Origin of the sequence: Longimicrobium sp., from assembly GCF_048594345.1 — a bacterium.
In the GTDB taxonomy this organism is placed as follows: domain Bacteria; phylum Gemmatimonadota; class Gemmatimonadetes; order Longimicrobiales; family Longimicrobiaceae; genus Longimicrobium.
This window is the reverse complement of record NZ_JBMDXM010000124.1, coordinates 1-24633: the sequence shown is the minus strand read 5'-3', so window position 1 is coordinate 24633 and position 24633 is coordinate 1. Positions and strand designations below refer to the sequence as shown.

At 69.9% G+C, this 24633-nt stretch carries 19 protein-coding genes; 17 read left to right on the top strand and 2 right to left on the bottom strand.

Annotated elements, in window-relative coordinates; translation table 11 throughout:
* Positions 1-13 precede the first annotated feature (13 nt).
* The 3 genes from ACOJUJ_RS13680 (at position 14) to ACOJUJ_RS13670 (ending at position 2362) form a co-directional block, all read left to right on the top strand.
* Entirely contained in the window at positions 14-1255 is a 1242-nt protein-coding gene (locus ACOJUJ_RS13680; protein ID WP_420127445.1) for an ABC transporter substrate-binding protein, read from the top strand.
* A 27-nt stretch (positions 1256-1282) separates the two neighbouring features.
* A complete protein-coding gene (locus tag ACOJUJ_RS13675) occupies positions 1283-1879 on the top strand; it encodes a hypothetical protein (RefSeq protein ID WP_420127444.1) in 597 nt (198 codons plus the stop codon).
* A 144-nt stretch (positions 1880-2023) separates the two neighbouring features.
* The gene (locus ACOJUJ_RS13670) at positions 2024-2362 is read left to right on the top strand and encodes a hypothetical protein (protein ID WP_420127443.1); all 339 of its coding nucleotides are present in this window, start codon (positions 2024-2026) and stop codon (positions 2360-2362) included.
* A 370-nt stretch (positions 2363-2732) separates the two neighbouring features.
* On the opposite strand, the gene ACOJUJ_RS13665 is transcribed toward ACOJUJ_RS13670, so the two are convergent.
* Complete coding sequence (locus ACOJUJ_RS13665) at positions 2733-4157, bottom strand: amidohydrolase family protein (RefSeq protein ID WP_420127442.1); 1425 nt, start codon at positions 4155-4157, stop codon at positions 2733-2735.
* Positions 4158-4277: 120 nt separating this feature from the next.
* Here ACOJUJ_RS13665 and ACOJUJ_RS13660 point away from each other — a divergent pair, with 120 nt between their 5' ends.
* From ACOJUJ_RS13660 to ACOJUJ_RS13620, 9 genes are all read left to right on the top strand, one after another.
* Complete coding sequence (locus ACOJUJ_RS13660) at positions 4278-5321, top strand: diguanylate cyclase domain-containing protein (RefSeq protein WP_420127441.1); 1044 nt, start codon at positions 4278-4280, stop codon at positions 5319-5321.
* 223 nt (positions 5322-5544) lie between these two features.
* Positions 5545-5859 carry a hypothetical protein gene (locus ACOJUJ_RS13655; RefSeq protein ID WP_420127440.1) on the top strand — a complete coding sequence of 105 codons (315 nt, stop codon included), beginning with the start codon at positions 5545-5547 and terminating at the stop codon, positions 5857-5859.
* Between the two features lie 222 nt (positions 5860-6081).
* A complete protein-coding gene (locus tag ACOJUJ_RS13650; protein ID WP_420127439.1) occupies positions 6082-7314 on the top strand; it encodes a GAF domain-containing sensor histidine kinase in 1233 nt (410 codons plus the stop codon).
* A gap of 506 nt (positions 7315-7820) precedes the next feature.
* Positions 7821-10034 (top strand): GAF domain-containing protein, encoded by a 2214-nt coding sequence (locus ACOJUJ_RS13645; protein WP_420127438.1) that lies wholly within the window; start codon positions 7821-7823, stop codon positions 10032-10034.
* Positions 10035-10214: 180 nt separating this feature from the next.
* Complete coding sequence (locus ACOJUJ_RS13640) at positions 10215-10691, top strand: hypothetical protein (protein ID WP_420127437.1); 477 nt, start codon at positions 10215-10217, stop codon at positions 10689-10691.
* 514 nt (positions 10692-11205) lie between these two features.
* Positions 11206-12498 (top strand): hypothetical protein, encoded by a 1293-nt coding sequence (locus ACOJUJ_RS13635; protein WP_420127436.1) that lies wholly within the window; start codon positions 11206-11208, stop codon positions 12496-12498.
* Between the two features lie 533 nt (positions 12499-13031).
* A complete protein-coding gene (locus tag ACOJUJ_RS13630) occupies positions 13032-14351 on the top strand; it encodes a S41 family peptidase (RefSeq protein ID WP_420127435.1) in 1320 nt (439 codons plus the stop codon).
* A 367-nt stretch (positions 14352-14718) separates the two neighbouring features.
* Positions 14719-15345 (top strand): HAD hydrolase-like protein, encoded by a 627-nt coding sequence (locus tag ACOJUJ_RS13625; protein ID WP_420127434.1) that lies wholly within the window; start codon positions 14719-14721, stop codon positions 15343-15345.
* A 158-nt stretch (positions 15346-15503) separates the two neighbouring features.
* On the top strand, positions 15504-17051 hold the full coding sequence (locus ACOJUJ_RS13620) for a B12-binding domain-containing radical SAM protein (protein ID WP_420127433.1): 1548 nt from the start codon (positions 15504-15506) through the stop codon (positions 17049-17051).
* 498 nt (positions 17052-17549) lie between these two features.
* On the opposite strand, the gene ACOJUJ_RS13615 is transcribed toward ACOJUJ_RS13620, so the two are convergent.
* Entirely contained in the window at positions 17550-19496 is a 1947-nt protein-coding gene (locus tag ACOJUJ_RS13615) for a beta-propeller domain-containing protein (RefSeq protein WP_420127432.1), read from the bottom strand.
* Positions 19497-20091: 595 nt separating this feature from the next.
* On the opposite strand from ACOJUJ_RS13615, the gene ACOJUJ_RS13610 reads away from it, so the two are divergent.
* The 5 genes from ACOJUJ_RS13610 to ACOJUJ_RS13590 all read left to right on the top strand — a co-directional run.
* The gene (locus ACOJUJ_RS13610; protein WP_420127431.1) at positions 20092-21369 is read left to right on the top strand and encodes a hypothetical protein; all 1278 of its coding nucleotides are present in this window, start codon (positions 20092-20094) and stop codon (positions 21367-21369) included.
* A 143-nt stretch (positions 21370-21512) separates the two neighbouring features.
* A complete protein-coding gene (locus ACOJUJ_RS13605; protein WP_420127430.1) occupies positions 21513-21671 on the top strand; it encodes a hypothetical protein in 159 nt (52 codons plus the stop codon).
* Between the two features lie 119 nt (positions 21672-21790).
* On the top strand, positions 21791-23209 hold the full coding sequence (locus tag ACOJUJ_RS13600; protein ID WP_420127429.1) for an amidase: 1419 nt from the start codon (positions 21791-21793) through the stop codon (positions 23207-23209).
* A gap of 41 nt (positions 23210-23250) precedes the next feature.
* Positions 23251-24093 carry a PPK2 family polyphosphate kinase gene (locus ACOJUJ_RS13595; protein ID WP_420127428.1) on the top strand — a complete coding sequence of 281 codons (843 nt, stop codon included), beginning with the start codon at positions 23251-23253 and terminating at the stop codon, positions 24091-24093.
* A 37-nt stretch (positions 24094-24130) separates the two neighbouring features.
* On the top strand, positions 24131-24633 hold a 503-nt coding region (locus ACOJUJ_RS13590; protein WP_420127427.1), incomplete at its 3' end, for a pyridoxal phosphate-dependent aminotransferase.

Below are 24633 nucleotides of genomic sequence, written 5' to 3'. Positions count from 1 at the left end.
GGATCACACGACGTTGGTACGCCCCTCCCGCGCCCGCCGCACCGGTGCGGCGGCGATGCTGGCCTTTGCGCTGCTCGGCGCCGCCGGGTGCCAGGATGATCCTGTCGGATCGAATCGCGACGAGATCACGATCGGCGGGATCTTTTCGTTGACGGGGAACTGGGCGTCGCTGGGGGTGACCAGCAAGGCGGCAATGGAGCTGGCGGTGGAAGACGCCAACCGCTACGCCGCCGGCCAGGGGATCACCTTCCGCGCGGACGTGCGCGACACAAAGCTCGAGCCGGAGCGGGCCCTCGCCGCCCTCGATTCGCTGCGGGCGGCGGGCGCGCAGATCGTCATCGGCCCGCAGAGCAGCGCGGAGCTGGCGGCCATCAAGCCGTACGTCGACGGCAACGACGTGATCGTGGTGAGCCAGTCCAGCACCGCGGGCTCGCTGGCGGTGTCGGGCGACCGCATCTTCCGCTTTACGGCGGCGGACAGCCTGGAGGGCGTGGCGAGCGCGGCGCTGATGTGGTCGGACGGCATCCGCACGGTGATCCCCGTGTGGCGCGGCGACGCGGGCAACCAGGGGCTGCACACCTCCACGCGCGCGGCGTTCGCGGCGCGGGGCGGCACGGTGTCGGCGGGCGTGGGCTACAGCGCCACGGCCACCAGCTTTACCACGACGGTGGCCGACATTGCCACGCAGGTGCGGGCGGCGCTCGCCACCCGGCCGGCGGCGGAGGTGGGCGTGTACCTGGCCGGCTTCGACGAGATCGCCGCCATCTTCGCGGCCGCCGCGGCAGACCCGGTGCTGGCCTCGGTGCGCTGGTACGGCGCCGACGGCATCGCGCAGAGCGGCGCGCTCACGGCCAGCGCCGCGGCGGTGGCGTTCGCCGAGACCGTGGGCTTTCCGTCGGCGCTGTTCGGGCTGGACTTTGCGGCGCGCGACACGTGGCAGCCGGTGGCCACGCGCATCCAGCAGCGCGCGGGAGCCGCGCCGGACGCGTTCGCGCTGGCCGTGTACGATGCCACCTGGGTGGCGGCGCTGGCGTACCTGGCCTCGCCGTCGGGCGTGGACGTGGACTCGCTGGCCTCGCGGTTCGTGCAGGCGGCCAGCGTGTACCACGGCACCACCGGGTGGGCCGCCCTGAACGCCGCGGGCGACCGGCAGTACGCCGACTTCGACTTCTGGGCCGTCCGCCCCTCCGGCACCGGCCACGCCTGGACCCGCGTCGCCGGCTACGAGACGCGCTCCGGCACCCTGAGCCGGTAAGGCGGGGGGGGCAGCACCCGCCGGGAGATGAAGATGATTCACTCGCGCAGCCGACGCATTCAGCAGGGTGCCGGAGCCGGGTTCGCGGCCGTCCTGCTGCTCGCCGCCGGCGGTTTCGCGCCGGTTGGCGGCGAGCCCGCGATGCCGGCGGCGCTCTGCTCCATACGTCCGCCGCCCACGTTTTCGGCTCGGCGGACGCGCGACATCGTGCAGGCGGCGGAGGTGGTGGTTCGTGCAGCCGCCATCGGGCACGCGCCCGCCCCGCCCCGAAGCGCGCGGCCCAACGGGTACTACATGTCGTTTGCGGTGCTCGAGACGATCAAGGGGACCACGCCTGCGGACACGCTGGTCTTCATGGGCGGGGAGGACGACCGCGACAGCTTTCGCGAGCCGGGTGACGATACCGTTCCCTACACCACGTTCCACCGCTGGTACGGCGGCGGCGACTGCATCGCCGGGACGTACCGGCCCGGCGCGGAATACCTGCTCCTGCTGGGGCGCCGTGAGGAGAAGGGCGACCTCGATCCGTACTGGCAGTTCCTTGCCCCCACCGCCGAGCAGATCCGCGGGGCGGACGATCCGTGGGTGACGTGGGTGCGTCAGGCGCTCGCCGCCGGCCGCTGAAGGTGACGCGGAGACGGCAAGCGCCTGCCGTCACCCATCGCCATGCGAAGGCTTCGCTTTCGCGGACCTGGAACCCAGCCTCGCGAACCGGCGGATCGGACGATGTCCGCGCGAGTACCAGACCGGATGGAATCTCGAAACACGATGGATGGGAAGCCATCGCTCGCGCTGCGCGTGCCCGGCCGCTTTGAACGGACCGTCAGCGGCATCGTGGTGCGTGATGGCAGGTTCTACTGGAGCGGGTGGACGATGTTCTGGCGACTGGCGCTCACGATGTTCGTCATCAGGATCGCCATCCACCTGGTGTTCTCGTTTCCCCGTCCGCGCGGTGAGCCAGCACTGCTGGGGATTCCGGGGATGAGCATGCCCATCGCGGGCGAGTCGGCGATTACGACGACCATCGTCGCCGGCCTGTGGGTCCTGCTCGCGTACCCGCAGCGCCGGCGCTTCAACGCGGCCGCCCCGCGAGCCGACGCACGGTGACACGAGCACGCGCGCGCGCCTCTGGCCATTCTCCTGGAGCTCCACCATTGCGTTTGGCCGGACGACATCTACTTCCCACCAAGCTCAGCCATCCTGAGCCTGAGGCTGAGAGGGTGTTGAGAAACCTCAGTTATTCCTCAAGAAGCACACTGTCATCCTGAGGGAGCGCACGCCCGCAACTTCAGCAACCACAGAGGCTTGCGCGCGACCGAAGGATCTTTGCCGGGTCGCGCGAGATTCAGCTCTCGGGAGCCGTTCACGGCTCCCGGTTCTGCAGGCAAGGTCCTTCAGTCGGCGCCAAAGCGTGGTGTATCAGCAGATTGCAGAGCGGCGCCTCCCTCAGGATGACTGAATCGCGGTTCACAAACCCTCAGAACACGCCCACCTTCCCCTTCGCGAACTCGCGCAGGCGCGCCGAGTCGTAGCCTACGCCGTCGCGAAAGACGAGCGTGACCTCGTAGACCTGCGACGGCGTGGCGACGGGATCGCCGCGGATCACTACCAGGTCCGCGGCTTTGCCCGGCGCGATGCTGCCGATGCGCGCCTCCTCGCCCAGGACGCGGGCGCCATTGAGCGTCAGGATGCCGATCGCCTGCTCGGGCGCAAAGCCGGCCTCCACCAGCAGCTCGTAGTTGCGCAGGTTGCCAAAGCCGGGAAGAAAGCCCGTCCCCCATGGGTCCGAGCCCGCGGCCAGCAGCCCGCCCGCCGCCACGAAATCCCGCTCCCACCGCATCATCTTCGTCAGCAGCCGCTCCGGGACGACGAAGCCCGACGTGGCGAGCGCGGCGTGGTTGGCCTCCACCTCGGCACGGGCGGCGGGGGCCAGCATCTCCATGACGCGCGGGTCCAGCCGCGCCCGCCCGGGGATGAACGACTCGTAGACGCCCAGCGTGCTGACGACGGGCGTGCCGCGCGCGGCGATGCGGCGAATGCTGGCCTGCACCGCCGGGCTGGCCACGTCCACGTCCGCCTGCGCGCGCTGGTTGCCGCGCGGGCACACGTCCGGCTGCCTGCCCGGCACATGCTCGCTGTCGGTGATAAAGCCGTGCTGCAGCGCGTCGACCCCCAACTCCGCCGCTTCGCCAAAGGTGACGGCGCACAGGTGGCCGGTCACGCGCAGCCCCCGTGCGTGCGCCGCGTCGATGGTCCAGCGCAGCACGTCGCGCGGGCCGCTCATCACCTTGAACCAGGTGGCGCCCTTCCCCGCCCACTCGTCCACGAAGCGCCGCGCCTCTTCGGGCGAGTCCACGCCGCGGAACGCGCCCGTGCGCCGGGCCCCGGCCACGATGTACGGTCCGGCGATGTGCAGCCGCGGCCCGGGCATCTCCCCCGCGTCCACGGCGCGCTTCAGCTCCACCTCCTGCTCCGCCAGCTGGCTCCCCGCCGTCATCGCCGTGGTGACGCCAAAGGCAAGGTACAGGTAGGCGCTGGCGTTCATCGGCACCGACTCGCGCAATCCGCCCAGGTAGGTGTGCTCGTGCAGCGACACCAGGCCGGGGATCACGGTGTGTCCGCGCAGCTCCATCACCCGCGCGCCGGCCGGGATCACCGTGGCGCCGCTGGGTCCGATCGCCTGGATGCGCGACCCGCTGACGACGATCGTCTGGTCCTCGCGCGCGGGGCCGCCGGTGCCGTCCACCACGCGCACATGCGTCAGCGCGACCACCGGCGCGTCCACGGTCACGAAGGGGCGAATGCCGGGCGTGATCTCCGGGGTCCGCTGCGCGGGGAGCGCGGTAGCGGCCAGCAGCGCCGCCAGGGCCAGGTTCAGCGAGCGGGGGAAGATGCGGGGCATGCTCGGCGTCGGTGCGTGGAGCCCAGCAGGGCGGGGATTCGCTCCACCGGGGCAATCCTGAATCATGTCCATCGTTTGTCCAGTAGCGCAATACTCCCATTTCAGGTAAACTAATAGCGTATGAGACATCCTCTCCCCCTCGATCCCACCCCCGAACAACTGTTCGCGATTATCCGCACCCAGACGGAAATCGCGAAGCTGGGGCTTGATCTCGAGGGCGTGATGGCGCTGGTGGCGGGCGAGGCACAGTCGCTGACCCGCGCCTCGGGCGCGGTGGTGGAGCTGGCGGAGGGCGACCAGATGGTGTACCGCGCAGTTTCCGGCATCGCCAGCAACCAGCTGGGGCTGCGGCTGGACCGCGCCACCAGCCTGTCCGGGCTTAGCGTGGACACCGGCACCGCCCTGCGCTGCGACGACTCCGAAACCGACGACCGGGTGGACCGCGCCGCCTGCCGGCGGGTGGGGCTGCGGTCCATGCTGGTGGTGCCGCTGACCCACGACAACTCGGCCGTGGGCGTGCTCAAGGTGATCTCGTCGCGCGCCAACGCCTTTGGCCCCGCGGACCTCAAGGTGCTGGAGCTGATGTCGGAGCTGATCGGCGCGGCCATGTACCACGCCGCCCGCTACGGCGCCGACGAGCTGTTCCGCCGCGCCACGCACGACGCGCTGACCGGGCTGGCCAACCGCGCCCTGTTCTTTGACCGGCTGCGGCACTGCCTGGCGCAGGGCCGGCGCGAGGGTTTTTCCGTGGGCGTGCTGGTGCTGGACATGGATGGCCTCAAGCGCATCAACGACGAGCACGGCCACCGGGCGGGCGACGCGGCGCTGCGGGAGCTGGCCACGCGGCTGTCGGCCGGGCTGCGGCAGTCCGACACGGTGGCGCGGCTGGGCGGGGACGAGTTTGGCGTGGTGCTTTCGCGCGTGGAGGACCGCGAGGGTGCCTGGGTGGCCGCGGACCGCATGGCCACGCAGCTGGACCGGCCGCTGATGTTCGAGCGCCGGCGGCTGCCGCTGGCCGCCAGCATTGGCGTGGCGGTGTTCCCGGACGACGGCGACCAGCCAGACGCGCTGGTGGAGGCGGCGGACCAGGGGATGTACGCCATGAAACGCCAGCGCACCCGCGCCCGCGAAGGCGCGGCCCAGGGCATTGGCGCCAGCGGCTGATCGCGGGACGGCTCCATCTCCCCTGAACGGAGGAGGGGTACGAGGAACAGACAACGGCCAGAGATGCAGAGGGATGATGGTTTCCTCTGTATCTCCGGCTTTTCTCTGCCCCTCCGTACCCCTTCGCCGTTGCCGTACCCTCTGGATCACGAAGGCCCGCCGTCGTACAATTCGGTGAGACGGACGGGCCGCCGCATCCATCCTCCCCACGCACCTCATCCCCATGCCGCCGCGCTACGCCATCCGGTTGATGTTCGAGTGGGGCGGCGGGACCCTGTGGTGCGGCAACGACGCGGCGCGGGACAGGTTCGACGTAGGGTCCGTCGAGGACGTGCTCCCGCTCTCCCCCGAGCTTCGCGAGCGGCTGGAAGAGCTTTCCGTGTGGCACGACACGGCGCTGGACTGGGACGATCCCGCGGGACCGAGCCCCTGGCCGCCCGGCGAGGACGCCCGCTTCGACGCCGCGGCCGCCGAGATCCTGGAGCGCGTCCGTGGGGAGCTGGGACCCGACTTCACCGTCGAGTACAGGCCCCTGTAGCCCGGCCACGGCCCGGCTTCGTCGCGCCTCCGCGCATATCCAACGGAAACAACGGGTTAGCTGTCTTTTACCCGGCTCTGTTGATCCCTACGAGTCCATCCCGGGCCTTCGCTCTCCCATCGTCTTCTGGGCGAAAGGGGGCGCCGGGCGCTATCTTGATGACGATGCAGAACGATGCCGCGGGGGGACGCCGCGGCATCCGAAGACTTCCCGGAGTACAGATTGACGACATCGACCGCGCCCGAGGGCGCCGTTGACCCCGCGTTCACCGCCGCCGCCGCGCCCCACCCGGACGTCGTGGCCATCTCGCGCATCAGCGCGGTGCCCACCATCCTCAAGGTGATCTCCGAGAACACGGGGCTGCGCCTGGCGCTGGTGGCGCGCGTCACCGAAAACGAGTGGACGGCGCTGGCCACGCTGGACCGCATGGAGTTCGGCCTGCGCGCGGGCGACCACCTGGACGTGGCCACCACCCTGTGCAGCGAGGTGCGCTCCTCGCGCGAGCCCATCGTCATCGAGCACGCCAGCCAGGAGCCCGAGTTCTGCGGGCACCCCACGCCCAGGCTGTACGGCTTCGAAAGCTACATCGCGGTCCCCATCTTTCGCGGCGGCGAGTACTTTGGCAACGTGTGCGCGCTGGACTCGCGCCCCGCGCCGCTGCGCGACGGCAAAACGCTGGAGATGATGAAGCTGTTCGCAGAGCTGATCGGCGTGCAGCTGACGGCGGAAGAGCAGCACGAGCGCGACCGCCAGGCGCTGGTGGCCGAGCGGCGCAACGCGGAGCTGCGCGAACAGTTCATCGCCGTGCTGGGGCACGACCTGCGCAACCCGCTCTCCTCCGTCATCACCGGCAGCGCGTTTCTGATGGACATCTGCGAGCAGCCCAAGCAGCGCAACGTGCTGGAGCGGGTGCACAGCAGCGGCCACCGGATGGCCCGGCTGATCGACGACGTGCTGGACTTTGCGCGCGGACGGCTGGGCGGCGGCATCTCGCTGGAGCCGGAAAGGGTGGACGACGTGGCCGTGCTGGCCACGCAGGTGGTGGCCGAGGTGGCGGGCGCGCACCCCGGCCGCACGCTGCGGCTGATGGCCGCGGACGCGGGCCCGGCCGTGCTGGACCGCACCCGCGCGGCGCAGCTGATGTCCAACCTGGTGGGCAACGCCGTGCAGCACAGCCCGCCCCAGGCAGCGGTGGAGGTGCGGGTGGAAGACGCGGGCGACCACGTGCGCTTTTCCGTCAGCAACATGGGCGAGCCGATCCCGGCGGAGCTGCTGCCGCGCCTGTTCGAGCCGTACGTGCGCGCGTCGGGCGACCGGCCGCGCCACGGGCTGGGTCTGGGCCTGTACATCGCCGCCGAGATCGCCCGCTCGCACGGCGGCACCCTGCACGCCACCTCCAGCGCCGAATCCGGCACCACCTTCACCGCGCTCCTCCCCCGCTCCGGCCCGTCCTGAAAACCGGCCCCGCGATTCGTCATCCTGAGCGGCTGTTGCCAAACCTCACTTGCTCCCCCATGGAGGCACGGTGTCATCCTGAGGGAGCGCACGCCCGTAACCTTCATTACCACAAGAGATTGCGCGCGACCGAAGGATCTCTGTCGGGTCGCGCGAAGCCCAGCCACCGGGAGCCGTTCAGGTCCCTCGCGTCGAGATCTTCGCTCGCGCACAAAGACCTGCGATGGTTCACGTTCCTGGTGGACGCGCTCCCCGGGACGCCGGCGATCCGGTTCGAGAGCCGACAACACCCGTGGAGCCTGTGCCGGATTGCACGCCGACCTCGGGAGACGGTTGACGAGGGCGTAGAGGGGGATCACCTTCTCTGCGCCCTTTCCGTTGATCCTCCGCGCCCGTGCTGTGAAACGCAGTTGGGGAGCAGGAGGGAAAACGAATGACGGGGCGGACGGGGTGCCCGTTTTTTGCCTCTCCCCGGCAGCCGATACCGATCCGCATCTCCCGGAGCCGTGAACCCAAGCATGCAGAGCGAGCCGCGACGCGACTCCTCATCCCCCGAGCACGTGCCGGATGCGCCCTCGCGGGCGGACCTGGACGCGGCCGTGCGCGACCCGGCGCGGCTGGCGGCCGTGCACGAGACGGGGCTGCTGGACGCCGCCGCGGAGCCGCCCTTCGACCGGCTTACGCGGCTGGCGGTGCGCCTGCTGAACGTCCCCGCCACCTTTCTTTCCCTGGTCGACGAGAACCGCGACTTCTACCTGGCCGCCACCGGCTTTGGCGAGCCGCTGGCCTCGGCGCGAGAGCTGGCGGGGCGCACCTTCTGCCACTTTACCGTCGCCGGCGCCACCGCCCAGCACCCCATGGTGATCCCCGACACCGGCGCCGACCCGGTGTACCGGGCCGTCCCCACGGTGACGTCGCTGGGCGTGGCCGCGTACGTGGGCGTGCCGCTGGTGATCGACGGGCAGGCGGTGGGCGCGTTTTGCGCCATCGACACGGCGCCGCACGCGTGGACCGAGGCCGAGGTGGAGGTGCTGCGCGAGCTGGCCGCCAGCGCCCAGCGCGAGATGGAGCTGCGGCAGGCGCTGGCCCGGACGCGCGCCGCGGCGGAGCGCCTGGAGCGCACGGCCCGCGAGCGCGACGAGTTTCTGAACGCCACCACCGACGGCGTTTACACCATCGACGCCGCGGGGACCATCCTGTTCGCCAACCAGGCGGCGGCCGAGCAGCTGGGGTGGGAGCCGGCGGAGATGGTGGGCAAAGAGGCGCACGCGCTCTTTCACTACGCGTACGCCGACGGAACGCCGTACCCGCGCGAGGCGTGCGCCATCGCGATCGCCGCGGCCCAGGGGCGGGCGGTCCACGTGCAGGACGACGTGCTCTGGCGGCGCGACGGCTCGTCGTTTCCCGTCTCCTACGCCTCGTCGCCCGTGCGGCGCGGCGGCGAGGTGATCGGCGCGGTGGTGCGCTTTACCGACGTCACGGAGCAAAAGCGCGCGCTGGACGGGCTGCACCTGCTGGCCGAATCCGGCCGCGTGCTGTCGTCGTCGCTGGACGTGGACGACACGCTGCAGGCCATCGCCTCGCTGACCGTGCCCGCGCTGGCGGAGATGGTGATGGTGGACATCGTGGAGGACGGGTCGGTGCGCCGGGTAGCGGCCAGCCACGTGGACGAGCGGCTGCGCGTGCTGTTCGATCGCGCGCGCCTGTACCCGCCGCGCATCGGTGACCGGGGGCCGCAGTCGCAGGTGATGCAGAGCGGAACGTCGCTGCTGCTGCGCGACATGGACGACGCCTGGATCGACACCCTGGACCGTGGCGAGGAGCACGCCGGGCTGGTGCGGCAGATGGCGCCCGAGTCGCTGATCGTGGCGCCGCTGCGCTCCCGCGGCACGGTGCTGGGCACGCTGTCGCTGGTGCGGACGGCCGCCAGCCCCTGCTTTGACCAGACGGACCTGGAGCTGGCCGAGGAGCTGGCGCTGCGCGCGGCGCTGGCGGTGGAGAACGCGCGGCTCTACGACTCCGCCCGCAATGCCACCCGCGCCCGCGACGACATGCTGGGCGTGGTGTCGCACGACCTGCGCAACCCCATCCACTCCATCTTCATGAGTTCGTCGTTCCTCAACGACCTGCTTCCGGAGGGGATGAAGGTGGAGCGCACGCAGGCGGCGGTCATCAAGCGCGCGGCCGAGCGGGCCAACCGCCTGATCCAGGATCTGCTCGACATCACCCACATCGAGAGCGGCCGCCTGTCGCTGGAGCGCGAGCCGCACTCCGCGTCGTCCATCGTTCACGAGGCGCTGGAGCAGGGGGCTATGGCGGCGGCGGGGGCCGGGATCACGCTGGAGCGCGGGGAGATGCACCGCGACGCCACGGTGTTCGCCGACCGCGACCGGGTGGTGCAGGCGCTGGGCAATCTGATCGGCAACGCGCTCAAGTTCACCCCCGAGGGCGGCCGCGTCGTCGTTTCCGTGCACGGCGATGGTGACCGCGTGCGCCTCGCCGTCGCGGATACGGGGCCGGGAATCCCTCCGGAGCAGGTGCCGCGCCTGTTCGACCGCTTCTGGCAGGCCAGCCGCAAGGACCGGCGCGGCGTGGGCCTGGGCCTGTCCATCGTCAAGGGCATCGCCGACGCCCACGGCGGCGACGTGCTGGTCGACACGGCCCTGGGCGCCGGCACCACCTTCACCCTCGTCCTCCCCGCGAGCGCCCCCGACGCCTAGCGTGCAGGCGACCCGCGGAGCGGACGTGGCGCGGGAACTCCGTCCAGCATGCCGCAGACGCGGATGGCCTCGCCCACGTCAGACCCATCAAAGTCCTGGTCTGGGCCGATCAGCCGACAAGCCGAAGAGGATGACGGATCGGCCGCGTCGACTCCCGCAGACCGCGAACCCCAGAATGACATGCTGATCACCTGCCCCGACTGCCGGCGGGAGATCTCCGACGCGGCGCCGGCGTGCATCCACTGCGGCCGGCCCACCACACCCGTTGCGCCGCGGGTGGATGCGCCCGCCTGTGGCCCGCGCAGGACGCATCCGTTGGCAGGGCCGGCGCCGGGGTCCGCCATCCGGCCTCGCGTGGTGCTCCGCTGGATCGCCGTGGCGGCGGTGGTGGGGCTGTTCGGCGCGCAGTGGGCGCTCGGCGGCGCATCGGAGCGGACGGACCTGCTGATCTCGGCACTCCTCCCCATCGCCATCGGTGCAATTCTCCTGCTGGCGCCGGCACCGGAGACAACGGCGCGCACGGCCGGAGCGCGCCGCGGTAACTGGGGCACGTGGTTCACGGAAAACAACGCACGCCGGGCGTTCGGCTGGAACGCCATCGCCGGCTGGGTATTTCTGCTGATCGGCCTCCTTACCTTGCTCTTCTCCCTGTTGTAGCCGCCGCGTTCCTCAATCCGGGCGCTCACCTCGGCCGCGGAGCAGGCTCATGCTTCTACAGATCGCGCATCAGGTGGTGTGATCGACGCGCTTCCGTGCGCTCCGGACTTCATCCACCGATCTGCATCCCTCATACTACCATTGAGCGCCTGCCGGGAAGCGGAGGTGGCGGGAATGGTGTTCCTCCAAAAAACGCGGATGGCCCCCTGCCGCATTCCCTCTGCTTCCCGTTTCCGACGCCCTTACAAAAGATCCTGCCTCGCCGACCGCCTCCCCTGCACCCGACACCTGGGAAGCCGGCTCCCGCGCGGGATCCGAGGAATCGCCACGAGAAAACTCCGTTGACTCCGTTGACTCCGTGTGAGCCTGTTCTTTTCCGGGCTCGCTCCACCCTCCCCGCCACCTGGTCGTTCCGGATTTCGTTGCGTGAACGCGCGGCGGCGCGCATCCTTGTGCACAATCGCGGCACGGACCGCGAATCCCGCCGCACGCGTCCAACCCACCCGTTCCGCCCATGCCCGCACCCCTGCGCTGCCCCACCTGCTCCGCGCCGCTGGACCTGCCGCCCGAGCACGCCACCATGGCCCGCTGCCCGTACTGCGGGGCAACCGCCCTGCTGACGGAGCGTGGCGGCAGCGTGCACGCCGCCGCCCGGCACGACCCGCACGCCGACGCTATCGCCGAGGTGCTGCGGCAGCTGCGCGCCGGGAGCAAGATCGGCGCGATCAAGGAGTATCGCGAGCGCTTCGGCGTTGGGCTGGCGGAGGCGAAGCGCGCGGTGGAGCGCATCGAGGCCGGCCAGCCGGCGGGCTCCATCCCCCCCGCGTCGCCCAGCAACACGAAGGCTGCGCTGGGCTGTGCGATCTTCATCCTGCTGGCCGTCCTGGTCGCGGGCGTGCGGCTGATGCGGCCGCGACCGCAGACGCCCGCGCCCGCCGTGCAGACCACGCCCGCCACGCCGATGCCTCCCTCGCCGGTGGCTGAAAAGGCGGGGCCGCCGGCGTTCGCGGAGGAGGTGATGCGGTTCGGGAGCGAGGGGACGGGGGCGGGGCGCTTCGAGGACGCGCGCAGCGTCGCGGTGGATGGCGCCGGGCGCATCTACGTGGCCGAGTACACGGGCGGGCGCGTGCAGGTGTTCGATTCGGCCGGCGCGTTCGTGACGCAGTGGATGGCGGACACGCGGATGCCGCTGCTGGACCTGGAGGCGGACCGCGAGGGCACCGTGTACGTGGTGCAGCACGGCCGTATCCGCCGCTACGAGGGCGCCACCGGCCGCGCGCTGGGCGAGGTGCGGCGCGCGGGCGGCGCCAGCTACGACGACGTGGCGCTGGCGCTGGACGGCACCCTGTGGACCGTCTCGATGCACCAGGTTTCGCACCTGGCCGCCGACGGCCGCGTGCTGCGGACGATCAACACCCGCGAGGCGATCGACGAGGACGCCGCGCCCGTGCGCCTGGCCGTCGCGGGATCGGGCGACGTGTACGTGATGGACCGCTGGACCGGCGAGATCTACCACCTGGACCCTGACGGACGCTTCCGCGACCGCTTTGGCGGGCGGGCGAAGCCGGGCGCGGGCGGGGGGATGGGAGGGATGGCCGCGCCGCAGGGGCTGGCCGTGGACGGCAAGGGCCGCGTGTACGTGAGCGACATGATGGGCGGCATCCACGTCTTTGACGCGGACGGCCGCCCGGTGGATTCCTTTGGAAGCGACCTGAACCCGTTCGGCATCACCTTCAACGGCGCGGACCACGTGTTCGCCACCAACCGCAACGATCATCAGGTCGTCCGCTACCGCCTGACGCGCTGAGAACGAGTGACGGCGAATCCCGCGAAAGAACAGGCCTCACACGGAGTTAACGGAGTCAACGGAGTTTTCTCGTGCCGTTTCCTCTGATCTCACCGTGTGCGAGAAAGAATGGACCTCACGCAGAGTTACCAGAGTTAGCGGAGTTTTCTCGTGCCGTTTCCTCCGATCCCGCGCTCCGAAATCGGGCTACCCAGGTGTCGGGTGATAGAGAGCCGGTTGACGAGGGACGATCTTTTGTAAGGGTGTCGGGAACGCGACGGAGGTGGAATGCGGCAGGGGGCCATCCGCATTTTTTTGAAAAGGCATGCGGATCGTCCGATGCTCTCCGGAAGCGCACGCGAGCACGTCGATCGCACCACCTGATGCGCGATCCCGAAAATCATCGGCCCACTCCGACATCGGGGAGAAGGGCGATGCCTGCCGTCGTTTGATCTTTGAGGCACCCGCGCCGCTTGCCCGCCGCGACGGAATCCACAAGTTTCCACCCCTGGACGCGACTCACCGGCCTCCGCGCTTTCCTCGCACTTCTCATGATGACCCGTCTTCGGATCCCGCGCGCCCTGGTGGCCGTGGGGTGCCTGCTGCTGCTGCTGCTCGCGTCGGCGCTCGACGCGCAGACGCTGTCGTCGATGGAGCGCGAGCGCGGGCGCACCATGCTGCGGCAGGTGCGCGCGCAGATCGAAGCGAACTTCTACGACGCCGGCTTCAACGGGCTGAACCTGGACGCGCGCGCCGCGCACGCGGACTCCATCATCCGGCACGCGACGTCGCTGGGCGAGATGTTTGCCGCCATCGCGGCGCTGACGATGGAGATGGAGGATTCGCACACCTTCTTTGTCCCGCCCTGGCAGACCACGGAAGTCATCTACGGCTGGGACATGACCATCGTGGGCGATTCCGCCTTCGTGAGCGAGGTGGAGCCGCGCAGCGACGCGGAGCGTGCGGGCGTGCGCGTGGGCGACCGGGTGCTGCTGGTGAACGGGCACGTGCCCACCCGGGGAAACCTGTGGTCCATGTGGTACGTGTTCCGCGCGCTGCGCCCGCAGCCGGGTCTGCGCGTGGTGATGCGCGCGCCCGGCGGCGAGCCGCGCCAGCTGGACCTGGCCGCGCAGGTGCGGCAGCGGTTCCGCGTAATCGACCTTACCAGACCCGGCGGCGGCCACGACATCCACACCCTGATCCGCGAAGCGCAGAACGAGGCGGACGAGATGCGCCCGCGCTTTGCCCGCGTGGGCGACGTTCTGGTGTGGAAGCTTCCCAGCTTTGAGGCGAGCGAAGAGCAGGTGCGCCAGGGGCTGCGCCGCGCGCGAGAGAGCCGCGCACTGGTGCTTGACCTGCGCGGCAACGGCGGTGGCTCGGTGTCCCTTCTGCTTTCGCTGCTGGGCGGGATGAGCGCGGACAGCATGGTGGTGGGGATGCAGCGCGAGCGCCGGCGCCAGGTGCCCATGGTGGCGCGCGGCGCCGGCGCCAACGCCTTTACCGGCGAGCTGGTGGTGCTGGTGGACAGCCGGTCGGCATCGGCGGCGGAGATCGCGGCGCGCACGGTGCAGCTCACCGGGCGCGGCGTGGTGCTGGGCGACCGCACGGCCGGCGCGGTGTCGCGGGGACGGATGGTGCCGCTGCGGATGGGCGCCGAGCGCGTGGTGATGTTCGGCGTCCTGGTCACGGACGCCAGGCTGCTGATGCGCGACGGCGCGGACCTGGAAGGCGTCGGCGTGCTCCCCGACACCCTGATCCTGCCGACCGCGGAGCAGCTGGCCGCCGGCGAAGACCCCGTCCTAGCCGCGGCGCTCACGCGGCTTGGCCAGCCCACCAATCCCGCCGCCGCCGGCGCGCTGCTCCCCGGGAACTGACGTCCGCGGCGACAGGTTGCGCAACGATGAGGAGCGGTGCGCTCTCAGAGGGTTGCTGGCAATCGTACCGGCGTTGATTTGCTGAGGGAGGCGCCGCGCTGAGGCCGACCCAACGCTGAAGCCAGGGCGCCGACCGAAGGATCTTGTTTGCCTGACTACGGGGCTTGAACAGCTCCCGGGGGCTAGGCCTCGCGCGACCCGACAAAGATCCTTCGGTCGCGCACAAGCATTTGTGGTCATGAAAGTTACGGGTGTGCGCTCCCTCAGGATGACACCGTACCTCCCATTCGGAGCAGGCGAGGTTTGGCGACACCCCCTCAGGAAATCAACGGCCTCTCTCTCTGGATCTGGTACGATCCTCCCAACGATGCGCTACAAGCTCGCCATCTTTGACTTCGACGGCACGCTCGCAAACTCGTTCTCGTGGTTCCTGCGCGTGGCGAACCAGGCCGCGGACCGGTACGGGTTCCTGCGCATCGACGACGCGAACCGCGACATGCTCCGCGGACAGGACGCGCGGCAGATCATCCGCCACCTGCGGCTGCCGGCGTGGAAGATGCCGCTGGTCGCGCGCTTCATGCGGCGGCAGATGCACATCGACGCCGGCGACATCCCGCTGTACGCGGGCACGGATCAGATGCTGGAGGAACTGTCGCGGCGCGGGGTTCGGCTCGCCATCGTAAGCTCCAACAGCGAGCAGAACATCCGCCGCATCCTGGGCCCGCGGCTCGCCGGCCTCATCCAGCACTACGGGTGCGGCGCCAGCCTGTTCGGCAAACCCCGCCTGCTGCGCCGGGTGCTGCGGGCCGCCGGGGTGCAGCCCGCGGAGGCGTTGTGCATCGGCGACGAGATCCGCGACCTGCGCGCGGCACATGTCGTCGGCATCCCCTTTGGCGCGGTGGCATGGGGATTCACCCGCATCGAGTCACTGGAAGCCCACGCCCCGCGCGAAGTGTTCTCGCACGTGGACCAGATCCCGCGAACGTTCACCTGATCACGTGATGGAGCCGCCGGAACCGGCTGGCTGATCCGCCTCACCTTCCCTCCCGCGCACCCCGCCAAACGTTTCCGTTGCACAATCGGGCAACGCTCTATAACTGTTCCCTCCCTGGTCTTCTCGGCAGTGCGTCCGGAACCCGCGGAGGAAACGGTATGCGCATCGGAGTGATCGACCTGCTCGGAAAGGAACCGCCCAAGAACGGATACTCGCGGTTCATGCGGATGAACAACGCCTCCATCATGCCCCAGGTGGTGGCGGTGTGGTGCGAACAGGAGGGGCACGAGGTCCACATGGCGTACTACTCGGGCCCGGAGCTTATCGCCGGCTCGGTTCCCGACGACGTGGACCTGCTGTTCATCACCGCGTTCTCGCAGGCCGCGCTGCTGGCGTACGCCATGAGCAACTACTACCGCCACCGCGGCGTGATCACCGTGCTGGGCGGGCCGCACGCGCGGTCGTATCCGGAAGACGCGCAGCAGTACTTCGATTACGTCGTGGGGATGTGCGACAAGGAGCTGCTGTGCGACATCCTGAACGATGCCGAGCAGCACCGTCCCATGGGCCAGTACCTGAGCGCCGCCAAACAGCCGCACGTGCTTCCCGGCCTGCGCGAGCGGTGGAAGTTTCTGCGGCCGGCGATGGAAAAGGCCAAGCTGCTGCGCCTGGTTCCGGTCATCGGCAGCCTGGGGTGCCCGTACAAGTGCAGCTTCTGCATCGACGCCGTAACGCCGTACGTGGCGCTGGCCTACGACGTCATGAAGGACGACATGCGGTTCTTTCTGGAGACCAGGCTGCCGCGCTCGTGCCTGGTGTGGCACGATCCCAACTTCGCCATCCGCTTCGACGACTACCTGGACGCCATCGAAGAGGCGGTGCCGCGCGGCAGCATAACATTCTTTGCCGAGATGTCGCTGGCGCTGCTCAAGGAAGACAACCTCAAGCGTCTGCAGCGCAACAACTTCAAGGCCATCGCGCCCGGCATCGAATCATGGTTCGACATCGGCGACAAGTCGCGGATGCGCAACGTGAAGGGGATGGAAAAGGTGGAGCGGATGGCGGAGCACGCCAACCTGGTGAACCGCTACATCCCCTACACCCAGTGCAACCTGATCTTCGGGCTGGACAGCGACGAGGGGCCGGAGCCCTTCGAGCTTACCAAGCGCTTCATCGACAAGGCGCCGGGCGTGTACCCGCACCTGGCGCTGCTCAGCGCGTTTGGCCGCAACGCCGAGCTCAACCTGCAGTACCAGCGCGACGGCCGCGTGCTGCCGACGCCGTTCCACTTTCTGGACCTGGTGCAGGCGATGAACGTAAAGCCCGCGAACTACTCGTGGGTGGAGTTCTACACGCTGGTGTGCGAGACCTTCGACTACTGCTTCTCGCCCAGGGCGCTCACGCGGCGGCTGCTGGCCAACCCCAAGCCGCTGCTGGGGATCGAGCAGTTTTTCCGGGGCGTGTCGTCGGAGCGCAACAACCGCCTGGCCCGCCACCGTACCATGCTGCGCTGGCTCAAGGAAGACCCCGAGGTGCGCGACTTTTACGACGGCAGAACGCCGGAAATTCCGTCGGTGATGGTGAACACCATCAGGCAGCACCTGGGCCCGCTGTGGGAGTGGCTTCCGGAGAACGCGCTGCACTACGACCCCAATGCGTACCTGAACTCCGGCACGACGCATCCGCTTCCGGTTGCGCTGGTGTGAGGGTGTGAGGGTGTGAGGGTGTGAGGGTGTGAGGGTGTGAGGGTGTGAGGGTGAGCGGGTGAGCGGGTGAGCGGGTGAGCGGGTGAGCGGGTGAGCGGGTGAGCGGGTGAGCGGGGGCACCCGCGTCGCGCGAGGCGTGCCGGGGGCCGCAGCGTCCCGCCAGATGGCAACACCGCGCCCCAACGAGACCGCGACGGTCGCCGTGGCCCGCCCACGGCACCACGGGCTAAAGCCCGCGGCTAGAACGCCCTGGGCTCGCGGAGCTCACCCGGCGGGGCTTCACCTGCTCGTTGCGTCGTGGTCCGAGATCATCGGAGAGGTTTCGCTTGCGACAGACGCCCTGCCCGCCCCCTCCAAAACCCCGCGAGATCCGCCCCACGCTCAACCTCCCCCGGCAGTTTCGGGGGAGGTGGGCGAGTGGTGCTCGCCCGGAGGGGGCCGGCACCGAGCCATCCACACCGCACCAGCCCATCCGCTCACCATCACACCATCACACCATCACCCTCTCCGCCCCGCCACCACCGCCCGCGGAGCGTAGCTGATCCTCCGTGCCTCCTGGATCGTCCCGCCGTCCAGCCGCCCCTCGACGATCTCGTATCCCAGCAGGGCGAAGATGCGGCCGCGGAGGAAGAGCGGGCGGGCGTTGCCGTACCAGTCCACGCAGCTGGCGCGGCAGCCGTCGTCGCCCGAGCCGTCGGCGCGGGCGGCAAGCTCGCCCAGCTCCTCGAAGCGAGAGAGGCGGTTGCGCAGGAACAGGATGGACGCGGAGCCCTGGCGCAGGTGCGCGTAGCCGGGTACGCCTTCGCCGCGGATGGGCAGCCCCAGGATGCCGCCGTCGCGACCGTCGGGCTTGTAGAAGAAGCCGTGGCTGCGCAGCTCTCCCTGCGACGCGCCCGCGCTCACGTAGCGCTGCGCCAGCTGCGGCCGCGCGCCCAGCCGCACCGCGCTAAAGTGCAGGTTCTGCCCATCCGAACCTACCACCACCGCGTCGCCGCCCATGGATTCGATGCGATCCACCCCGTGCGGCAACGGCAGCTCGGCGGCGGGCCCTTCCGCCCACGGCACCGCGTACAGCGTGGCGTGCGCGCGCTGCTCCGGCGGGCCCCAGCCGCTCCCCGTGCCGTACAGCAGGTAGTCGCCCACGAACCGGTTCTGGAAGGTGTAGCCGGCCGGCGTGGGCAGCGGGCGATAGCGTTCCGCCGATGCCGTGGCGCCCCCGTCGCCAAAGCTGTCCAGCGGCACGCGCAGCAGTGACGTGCTGCCGCCCGTGGTCTCGCCGTGCCACATGCCGTCGCCGTCCGCGCCGGAGCGCACCAGCACGTTCAGGTGCCGGTCGGCGCTCTCCAGAAACGAGAACTGGTCCACCGGACTGCCGCGCACGGCCAGCGCGCTGGGCCCGGCGCCGTCCAGCGGAATGCGGTACACCATGCTTTCCGCGCCCTTTTCGTTCTCACGCCGCACCCAGTCGCTCACCCACACGTACACCGCGCCGGGCGAGACGTAGAACACGCGCCCCGGAGGCCCCAGCACCGCCGTCCCCTCGCACCCCATTTCCTCGGTCTGCAGGTCGCAGACGGTCACGGTGTGCAGCGCCAGGCCGCTCTCCGCGTTCACCGGGCGCCCGGCGCGGTAGACGCGGGTCGCGGGGAGGATGCGGCTGAAGGCATCGCGCTCCGCGCCGGGATGCCAGCGGCGCATGGCGGGGAATCCGGCGAACGGGTCTTCCTCGTTCAGCGCCAGGTACAGGGGCGTGTAGAAGATCAGCTTGCCATCGATCAGCCGGCTGGCGTAGTTGCGCGACGAGTAGTAGTCGTTGGAGCGCAGGTGATAGGTGGACCGGTGCCGCAGCTGTCCGTCGGGCGAGATGCGGAACAGCCCCACCTCCGTGCCGCCGCGCTCGTAGCTGAACCCGATCACCACCACCGCGTCGCCCGACACCAGCAGCTCGTCGTACCAGCTGGCGCTGGGGTCGATGTCGGGCCCGAACGCGTCCACCGCAGACACCGGCTGCAGCGCGTTGCCGCCGATGCGCACGGTGAACAGCCTGCCGCGGCGCAGCATCACCAGGTAATCGCCGTGCACCTTTACGATGCCGCCCTCGTCCACCCCCGCGTGCTGCACGTTGGTCACGGATTCGCCCTCGGCGGCTCGTGCCGATGCGTCCTGCGCGGCAACCGGGGCCGGCGCTTCGAACGTCGCGGCCTCCGCCTGCTCCGGCATCGCGTCCGCCACGTTCCCGGAGACTTCGCTCTCGCGCCGCCGCAGGTCGCGCTGCTCCCTGGCCAGCCCCACCAGGTACGCGCTCAGCTCCCCCTCGGAGCCGAACGCCGGCAGCGTGCTTCTTTCGGGCGCGGTAGAAACGGCGGTGCGGCTGGCCGATTCCGCGCATCCCGCCACGGCCGCCGCGAAACAGGCAAAGGCCCCGAGGACCGTGATTCTCTTCATCATCCTGCCCCCCCTGGTTGCAGACTGCGTCCATCCGGTGATCGCCGGTTGAACGCACGCCGCTCCCACGCTCTGACGTGCCCCCTCGCCCGCCGATGGACGTTTTTGCGGATTCCATGCGGCCGGCGAACGTGCAAAATGGCTGTGGAGAGCCGTTCGATGCCTCCGCGACACATGCCGGAAACCATCGAGTTTGACGCGGACGACAAAAGAGTTGTGTCCGATGGATCTGCCGGTGCAGATTGGCGGAGCAGTAGCCGGGCGTGTGGAACGAGATGGAGGTTGGCGGAGACCGCCGCTGAGTCCGCGTCAGGAGCGAACAAATTCGCCGCTGGAAAATCGCAAAATCCGCCTGCGCGGATTGTAGCCGAGCGCGCGGAGAGTTGTGGCACGCGCAAATGGCGGCCGCAACGACCCGGTTGCGGACGCGCAGGTGCATGGACGCCGCAAACACCCGGGCCGCCGAGTCCGCGCAGGCGGACTTTGTGTAGTTGTTGCAGCGAATTTATTCGCCCGTGCGGCCGATACGCGCATGACCCCGCAGATCCGCTCAGAACGTAATCCACCTCTCCCCAACCCTCCCCTTTACACTCCCATGACCCAACGGAACGGCGCGCGGCGCCGATGGACTGCGCTGTCGATCTTCGCGCTCGCGCTGTGCGCGGGGCAGGCACAGGCGCAGTCGCACGACTCGCTGACGGCGCTGCTGCGGGCGAACGCGCACCCCATGCAGGCCGCCGACGACGGGCGCCTCTCCGGCGCGGGCGGGGAGCTGCTGATCGCCGCGGGACGCGACGCGCAGTTCTTTCTGATCGGCGAGGAGCACGGGGTGGCGGAGATCCCGCTGATCGCCGCGGCCGTCTTTCGCGAGCTGGCGCCGCACGGATACAAGCACCTGGCCATCGAAACGGGTGACGCCATGGCGGCGGAGCTGAACCGGCGTTTGGTCGCGGACACCAGCGGCGCCTCGTTCCTGGCCTTTCAGCGCGACTTCTTTCCCGGCGCGCCGTTCTACCGCTGGCGCGAGGACGCGGCCCTGCTGCGCACCGCCGTCGCGGCGGCCGGCGGCGGCGGCGACGTGCTGTGGGGGCTGGACTACGACATCGTGGGCGACCGCTACGCCCTGCGTCGGCTGCGCGACATCGCGCCGAACGCGGCCGCCCGCGCCGCGGCGGAGGGGGCCATCGCGCGCGCCGACTCTGCCCTGGCGCAGGCGCTGGCCACGCAGAACCCGGGGCTGCTGATGATGTTTGGCGGCGCGGACGACTGGTACGCGCCGCTGCGCCAGGCGTACGCGCCGGAGCCGGGGAGCGAGGCCGACCGCATCATCCACCTGCTGCAGACCACGCGCGAGATCAACGCGTACTGGGGGCGCGGACAGGGCTATCTGTCCAACCATCACCGCGCGCAGCTGAACAAGCGGCAGCTCATGCGCTACCTGAACGAGACCGCGGCCCGCACAGGCCAGATGCCGCGGGTGATGATGAAGTTCGGCAGCAGCCACATGGTGCGCGGGCGCAGCTTTACCAACGTCTTCGACCTGGGCACGCTGGCGTCGGAGATCGCCGACGTGAACGGCAGCCGCTCGTTTGGCGTGCTGATGCTGGGCGGCGCGGGGACAATGCACGCCGTCATCGACCCGCGCGCATTCACCACCGTCGAGGCGCCAGTGGAGACCGGCGGCTGGGTGCAGCCGTTCTACGACGCCGCCGACCCCCAGCGGTGGACGGTGTTCGACCTGCGCCCCATCCGCGGCCGCGTCCCGCGCCTGGGTGCCCTCCCCGATGAGCTGCTGAAGGTTCTCTACGGTTTCGACGCCGTGGTCATCCTTTCTGGCAGCGGCCCCCAGCACGACTCGCTGGTCGGGCGGTAGCGTGGTAACCGCTGGATAGGCGTGCGTTGTGCGGTTCGTTATGTTCGTTGCAGATGTGCACAAGACATGATCGGGAGAGTGCCGGATGAGAGTGCCCGCCGTCGATCTGAAGGACGTCCCTCAGCGGCGGCTGGACCGGGTGGATGAAGCTTCGCGAAACGGGCGACGTGGTTCTCACCCACCAAGGGAAAGCGGTCGCGACGAGCATTCTCCTCCGCAGGGCTCGCGCGCCACGCCAGCCTGGCAGCGCGCGCGGCCTGATCGTCCACAGGGCGAACGATCAGGCCGCGCCGACGGTTTGAAGGTGGCCGCCGATCACGTGCTCGCCCTCTCATCCCTCCCGCAACCCGCACATCATCAACGTCCGTTCGAGACCATTGCGGTCCGGTGAATCGAACCGTACTCCATCTAACATTCTCCGATGCCTGACGATTCGATCTCCCTTCTCCCCGCGCACGAGATCGCGCGGCGCGTGCGTGCCCGCGAAGTCTCGCCCGTGGAGGTGCTGGATGCGTGCATGGCGCAGGTGGATGCGCACAACGGCACGCTGAACGCCCTGGTCACCATGAACCACGGCGCGCGAGACGAGGCAGAGGCACTGGAGCGGCGGATCGCGCGCGGCGAGGACGTGGGGCCGCTGGCAGGGCTCCCGGTGGGGATCAAGGACGTGACCGAGGTGGCCGGTGTCCGCACCACCTACTGCTCGCCGCTGTTCACCGACCACGTGCCCACCGAGGACGCGGCGGTGGTGCGGCGGCTGCGTGCGGCCGGCGCGGTGATCCTGGGCAAGACCAACACGCCGGAGTTCGCGGCCGGCGGCAACACCTGGAACCACGTCTTTGGCCGCACGCTCAACCCGTGGAACCCGGAGCGCAGCGCCGGCGGCAGCACGGGCGGCGGCGCGGCGGGGCTGGCCACGGGGATGTTTGCGCTGGCGCAGGGCACGGACCTGGGCGGATCGCTGCGCATCCCCGCCTCCTTCTGCGGCATCGTGGGGCTGCGTCCGTCCGTCGGCCTCGTCCCCACCTGGCCGCAGGAGTACGCGTGGGACCCGGTGCAGGTGACGGGGGTGATGGGGCGCACGGCGGAGGACGTGGCGCTGGGCCTGCAGTCCATCGCCGGGCCGGGCGAGTACGCGCCGCTCGCGCAGCCGGTCGCGGGACGCGACTTTGGCGCGGCGGTGCGCGGAGCGGATGTGCGCGGCAAGCGGTTCGCCTACTGCCGCGACATCGCGGGGATCGGCATCGACCCCGACGTGGAGCGCGTTTGCCGCGACGCCGCGTTCGCGCTGCACGACGCTGGCGCGCGGGTGGAGGAGATCGACCTGGACCTGGCGTACGCGCGCAAGCCGTTTCTGGCGCTGCGCGGGCACTGGTTCGTCAGCCAGCTGTACCCGTACCTGGACCGGGTGGACGAGTTCGGGGTGAACGTGGCCAACAACGTGCGCGCGGGCCTCAAGGTCACGCCGACGGAGCTGGCGGAGGCGGAGGTGACGCGCAAGCGCATCTGGGAGGAGTTCCGCGCCCTTTTCCGCACCTGGGACCAGCTGCTTACGCCCACGATGGCCGTGCCGCCCTTTCCCGTGGTGGAGAACTTTCCCCGCACCGTGGCCGGCAAGGAGATGGAAACGTACATCGATTGGGTCGCGCCCACCTTTGTGCTCAGCATGACGGGGCTGCCGGTGGCGTCCGTCCCCGCGGGGCTGGATGCGGAGGGAATGCCGGTAGGCCTGCAGATCGTCGCGCCGCCGCAGGGGGAGGAGCGCGCCCTGGCCACGGCGGGAATCGTGCAGCGTCTGCGGCCGCTCCCGCATCCCCCGGTCCTGTCGCACGGCGGCTGAGGACGATCCCCATCCACCAAATAGCATCCCGAGGAGAACGCATGCCCTACGCACACCGCGTGGAGCCCGGCACCCAGGTGCGGCTCGCCGACCACGACACGCGCGACAACGGCGGGCTGGACAAGGAAGCCGGGCAGGCGCGCTTCGCGGAATTGAACGCGGAACTGGACGCGCTGCAGGAGGAACTTGCCGCGGCGGGGACGCACAGCGTGCTGATGGTGCTGCAGGGGATGGACACCAGCGGAAAGGACGGCGCCATCCGCAACGTGATGACGAACCTGAACCCGCAGGGCGTGCGGGTGGAGTCGTTCAAGGTCCCCACCGACGAGGAGCTGGCGCACGACTTTCTCTGGCGCGTGCACCGGGTCACGCCGGGCAAGGGCGTCTTTGGCGTCTTCAACCGCTCGCACTACGAGGACGTGCTGGTGGTCCGCGTGCACGAGCTGGCGCCGGAGCGGGTGTGGAAGGCGCGCTACGACCACATCAACGCCTTCGAGGCGATGCTGGCCGACAGCGGCACCATCATCCTCAAGTTCTTTCTGCACATCAGCAAGGACGAGCAGGAGCAGCGGCTGCACGAGCGCGAGCAGGAGGTGGGCAAGGCGTGGAAGCTTTCCGCCGGCGACTGGCGCGAGCGGGAGCTGTGGGACCAGTATCAAACGGCGTACGAGGACGCGCTGAGCCGGTGCAGTACGGAGGTGGCGCCTTGGCACATCGTCCCTGCGGACCGCAAGTGGTTCCGCAACCTGGCCATCAGCGAGGTGCTGGTGGATCCGCTGCGCGGCTACCGAGACGACTGGCAGGCCGCGCTGGACGAGCTGAGCAAGGCCAAGCTGGCGGAACTGGCGGCGTATCGTAAGCTGAAGGAAGAGACGGGGCGCTAACGCGTTCCGGAACCATCCACGACATCCCCATCCCCGCATGACGACGGTTTCCCGCAGGTCCAGCGTTTCGGAAAAGGCCAGCCGGTTCACGGAGTCCGTGATCCGCGAGATGACGCGGCAGGCGATGAAGTACGGGGCCGTGAACCTGGCCCAGGGCTTTCCGGACTTCGGCGCGCCGGAAGAGATCAAGCGCGCCGCCATGGACGCCATTGCCGCGGACGTGAACCAGTACGCCATCACCTGGGGCGCGCGCGACTTTCGCGAGGCGCTGGCGCGCAAGACGGCGTGGCACCTGGGGCTGGAGATCGACCCTGAGCGCGAGGTCACGGTCACCTGCGGCAGCACGGAGGCGATGATCGCCACGCTGATGGCCACGGTGGACCCCGGCGAGGAGGTGGTGATCTTCGAGCCGTTCTACGAGAACTACGCGCCCGACGCCATCCTTTCCGGCGCGAAGCCCGTGTACGTGAAGCTGCACCCGCCGACGTGGAGCTTCGATCCGGACGAGCTGCGCGCCGCGTTCAACGCGCGGACCAAGGC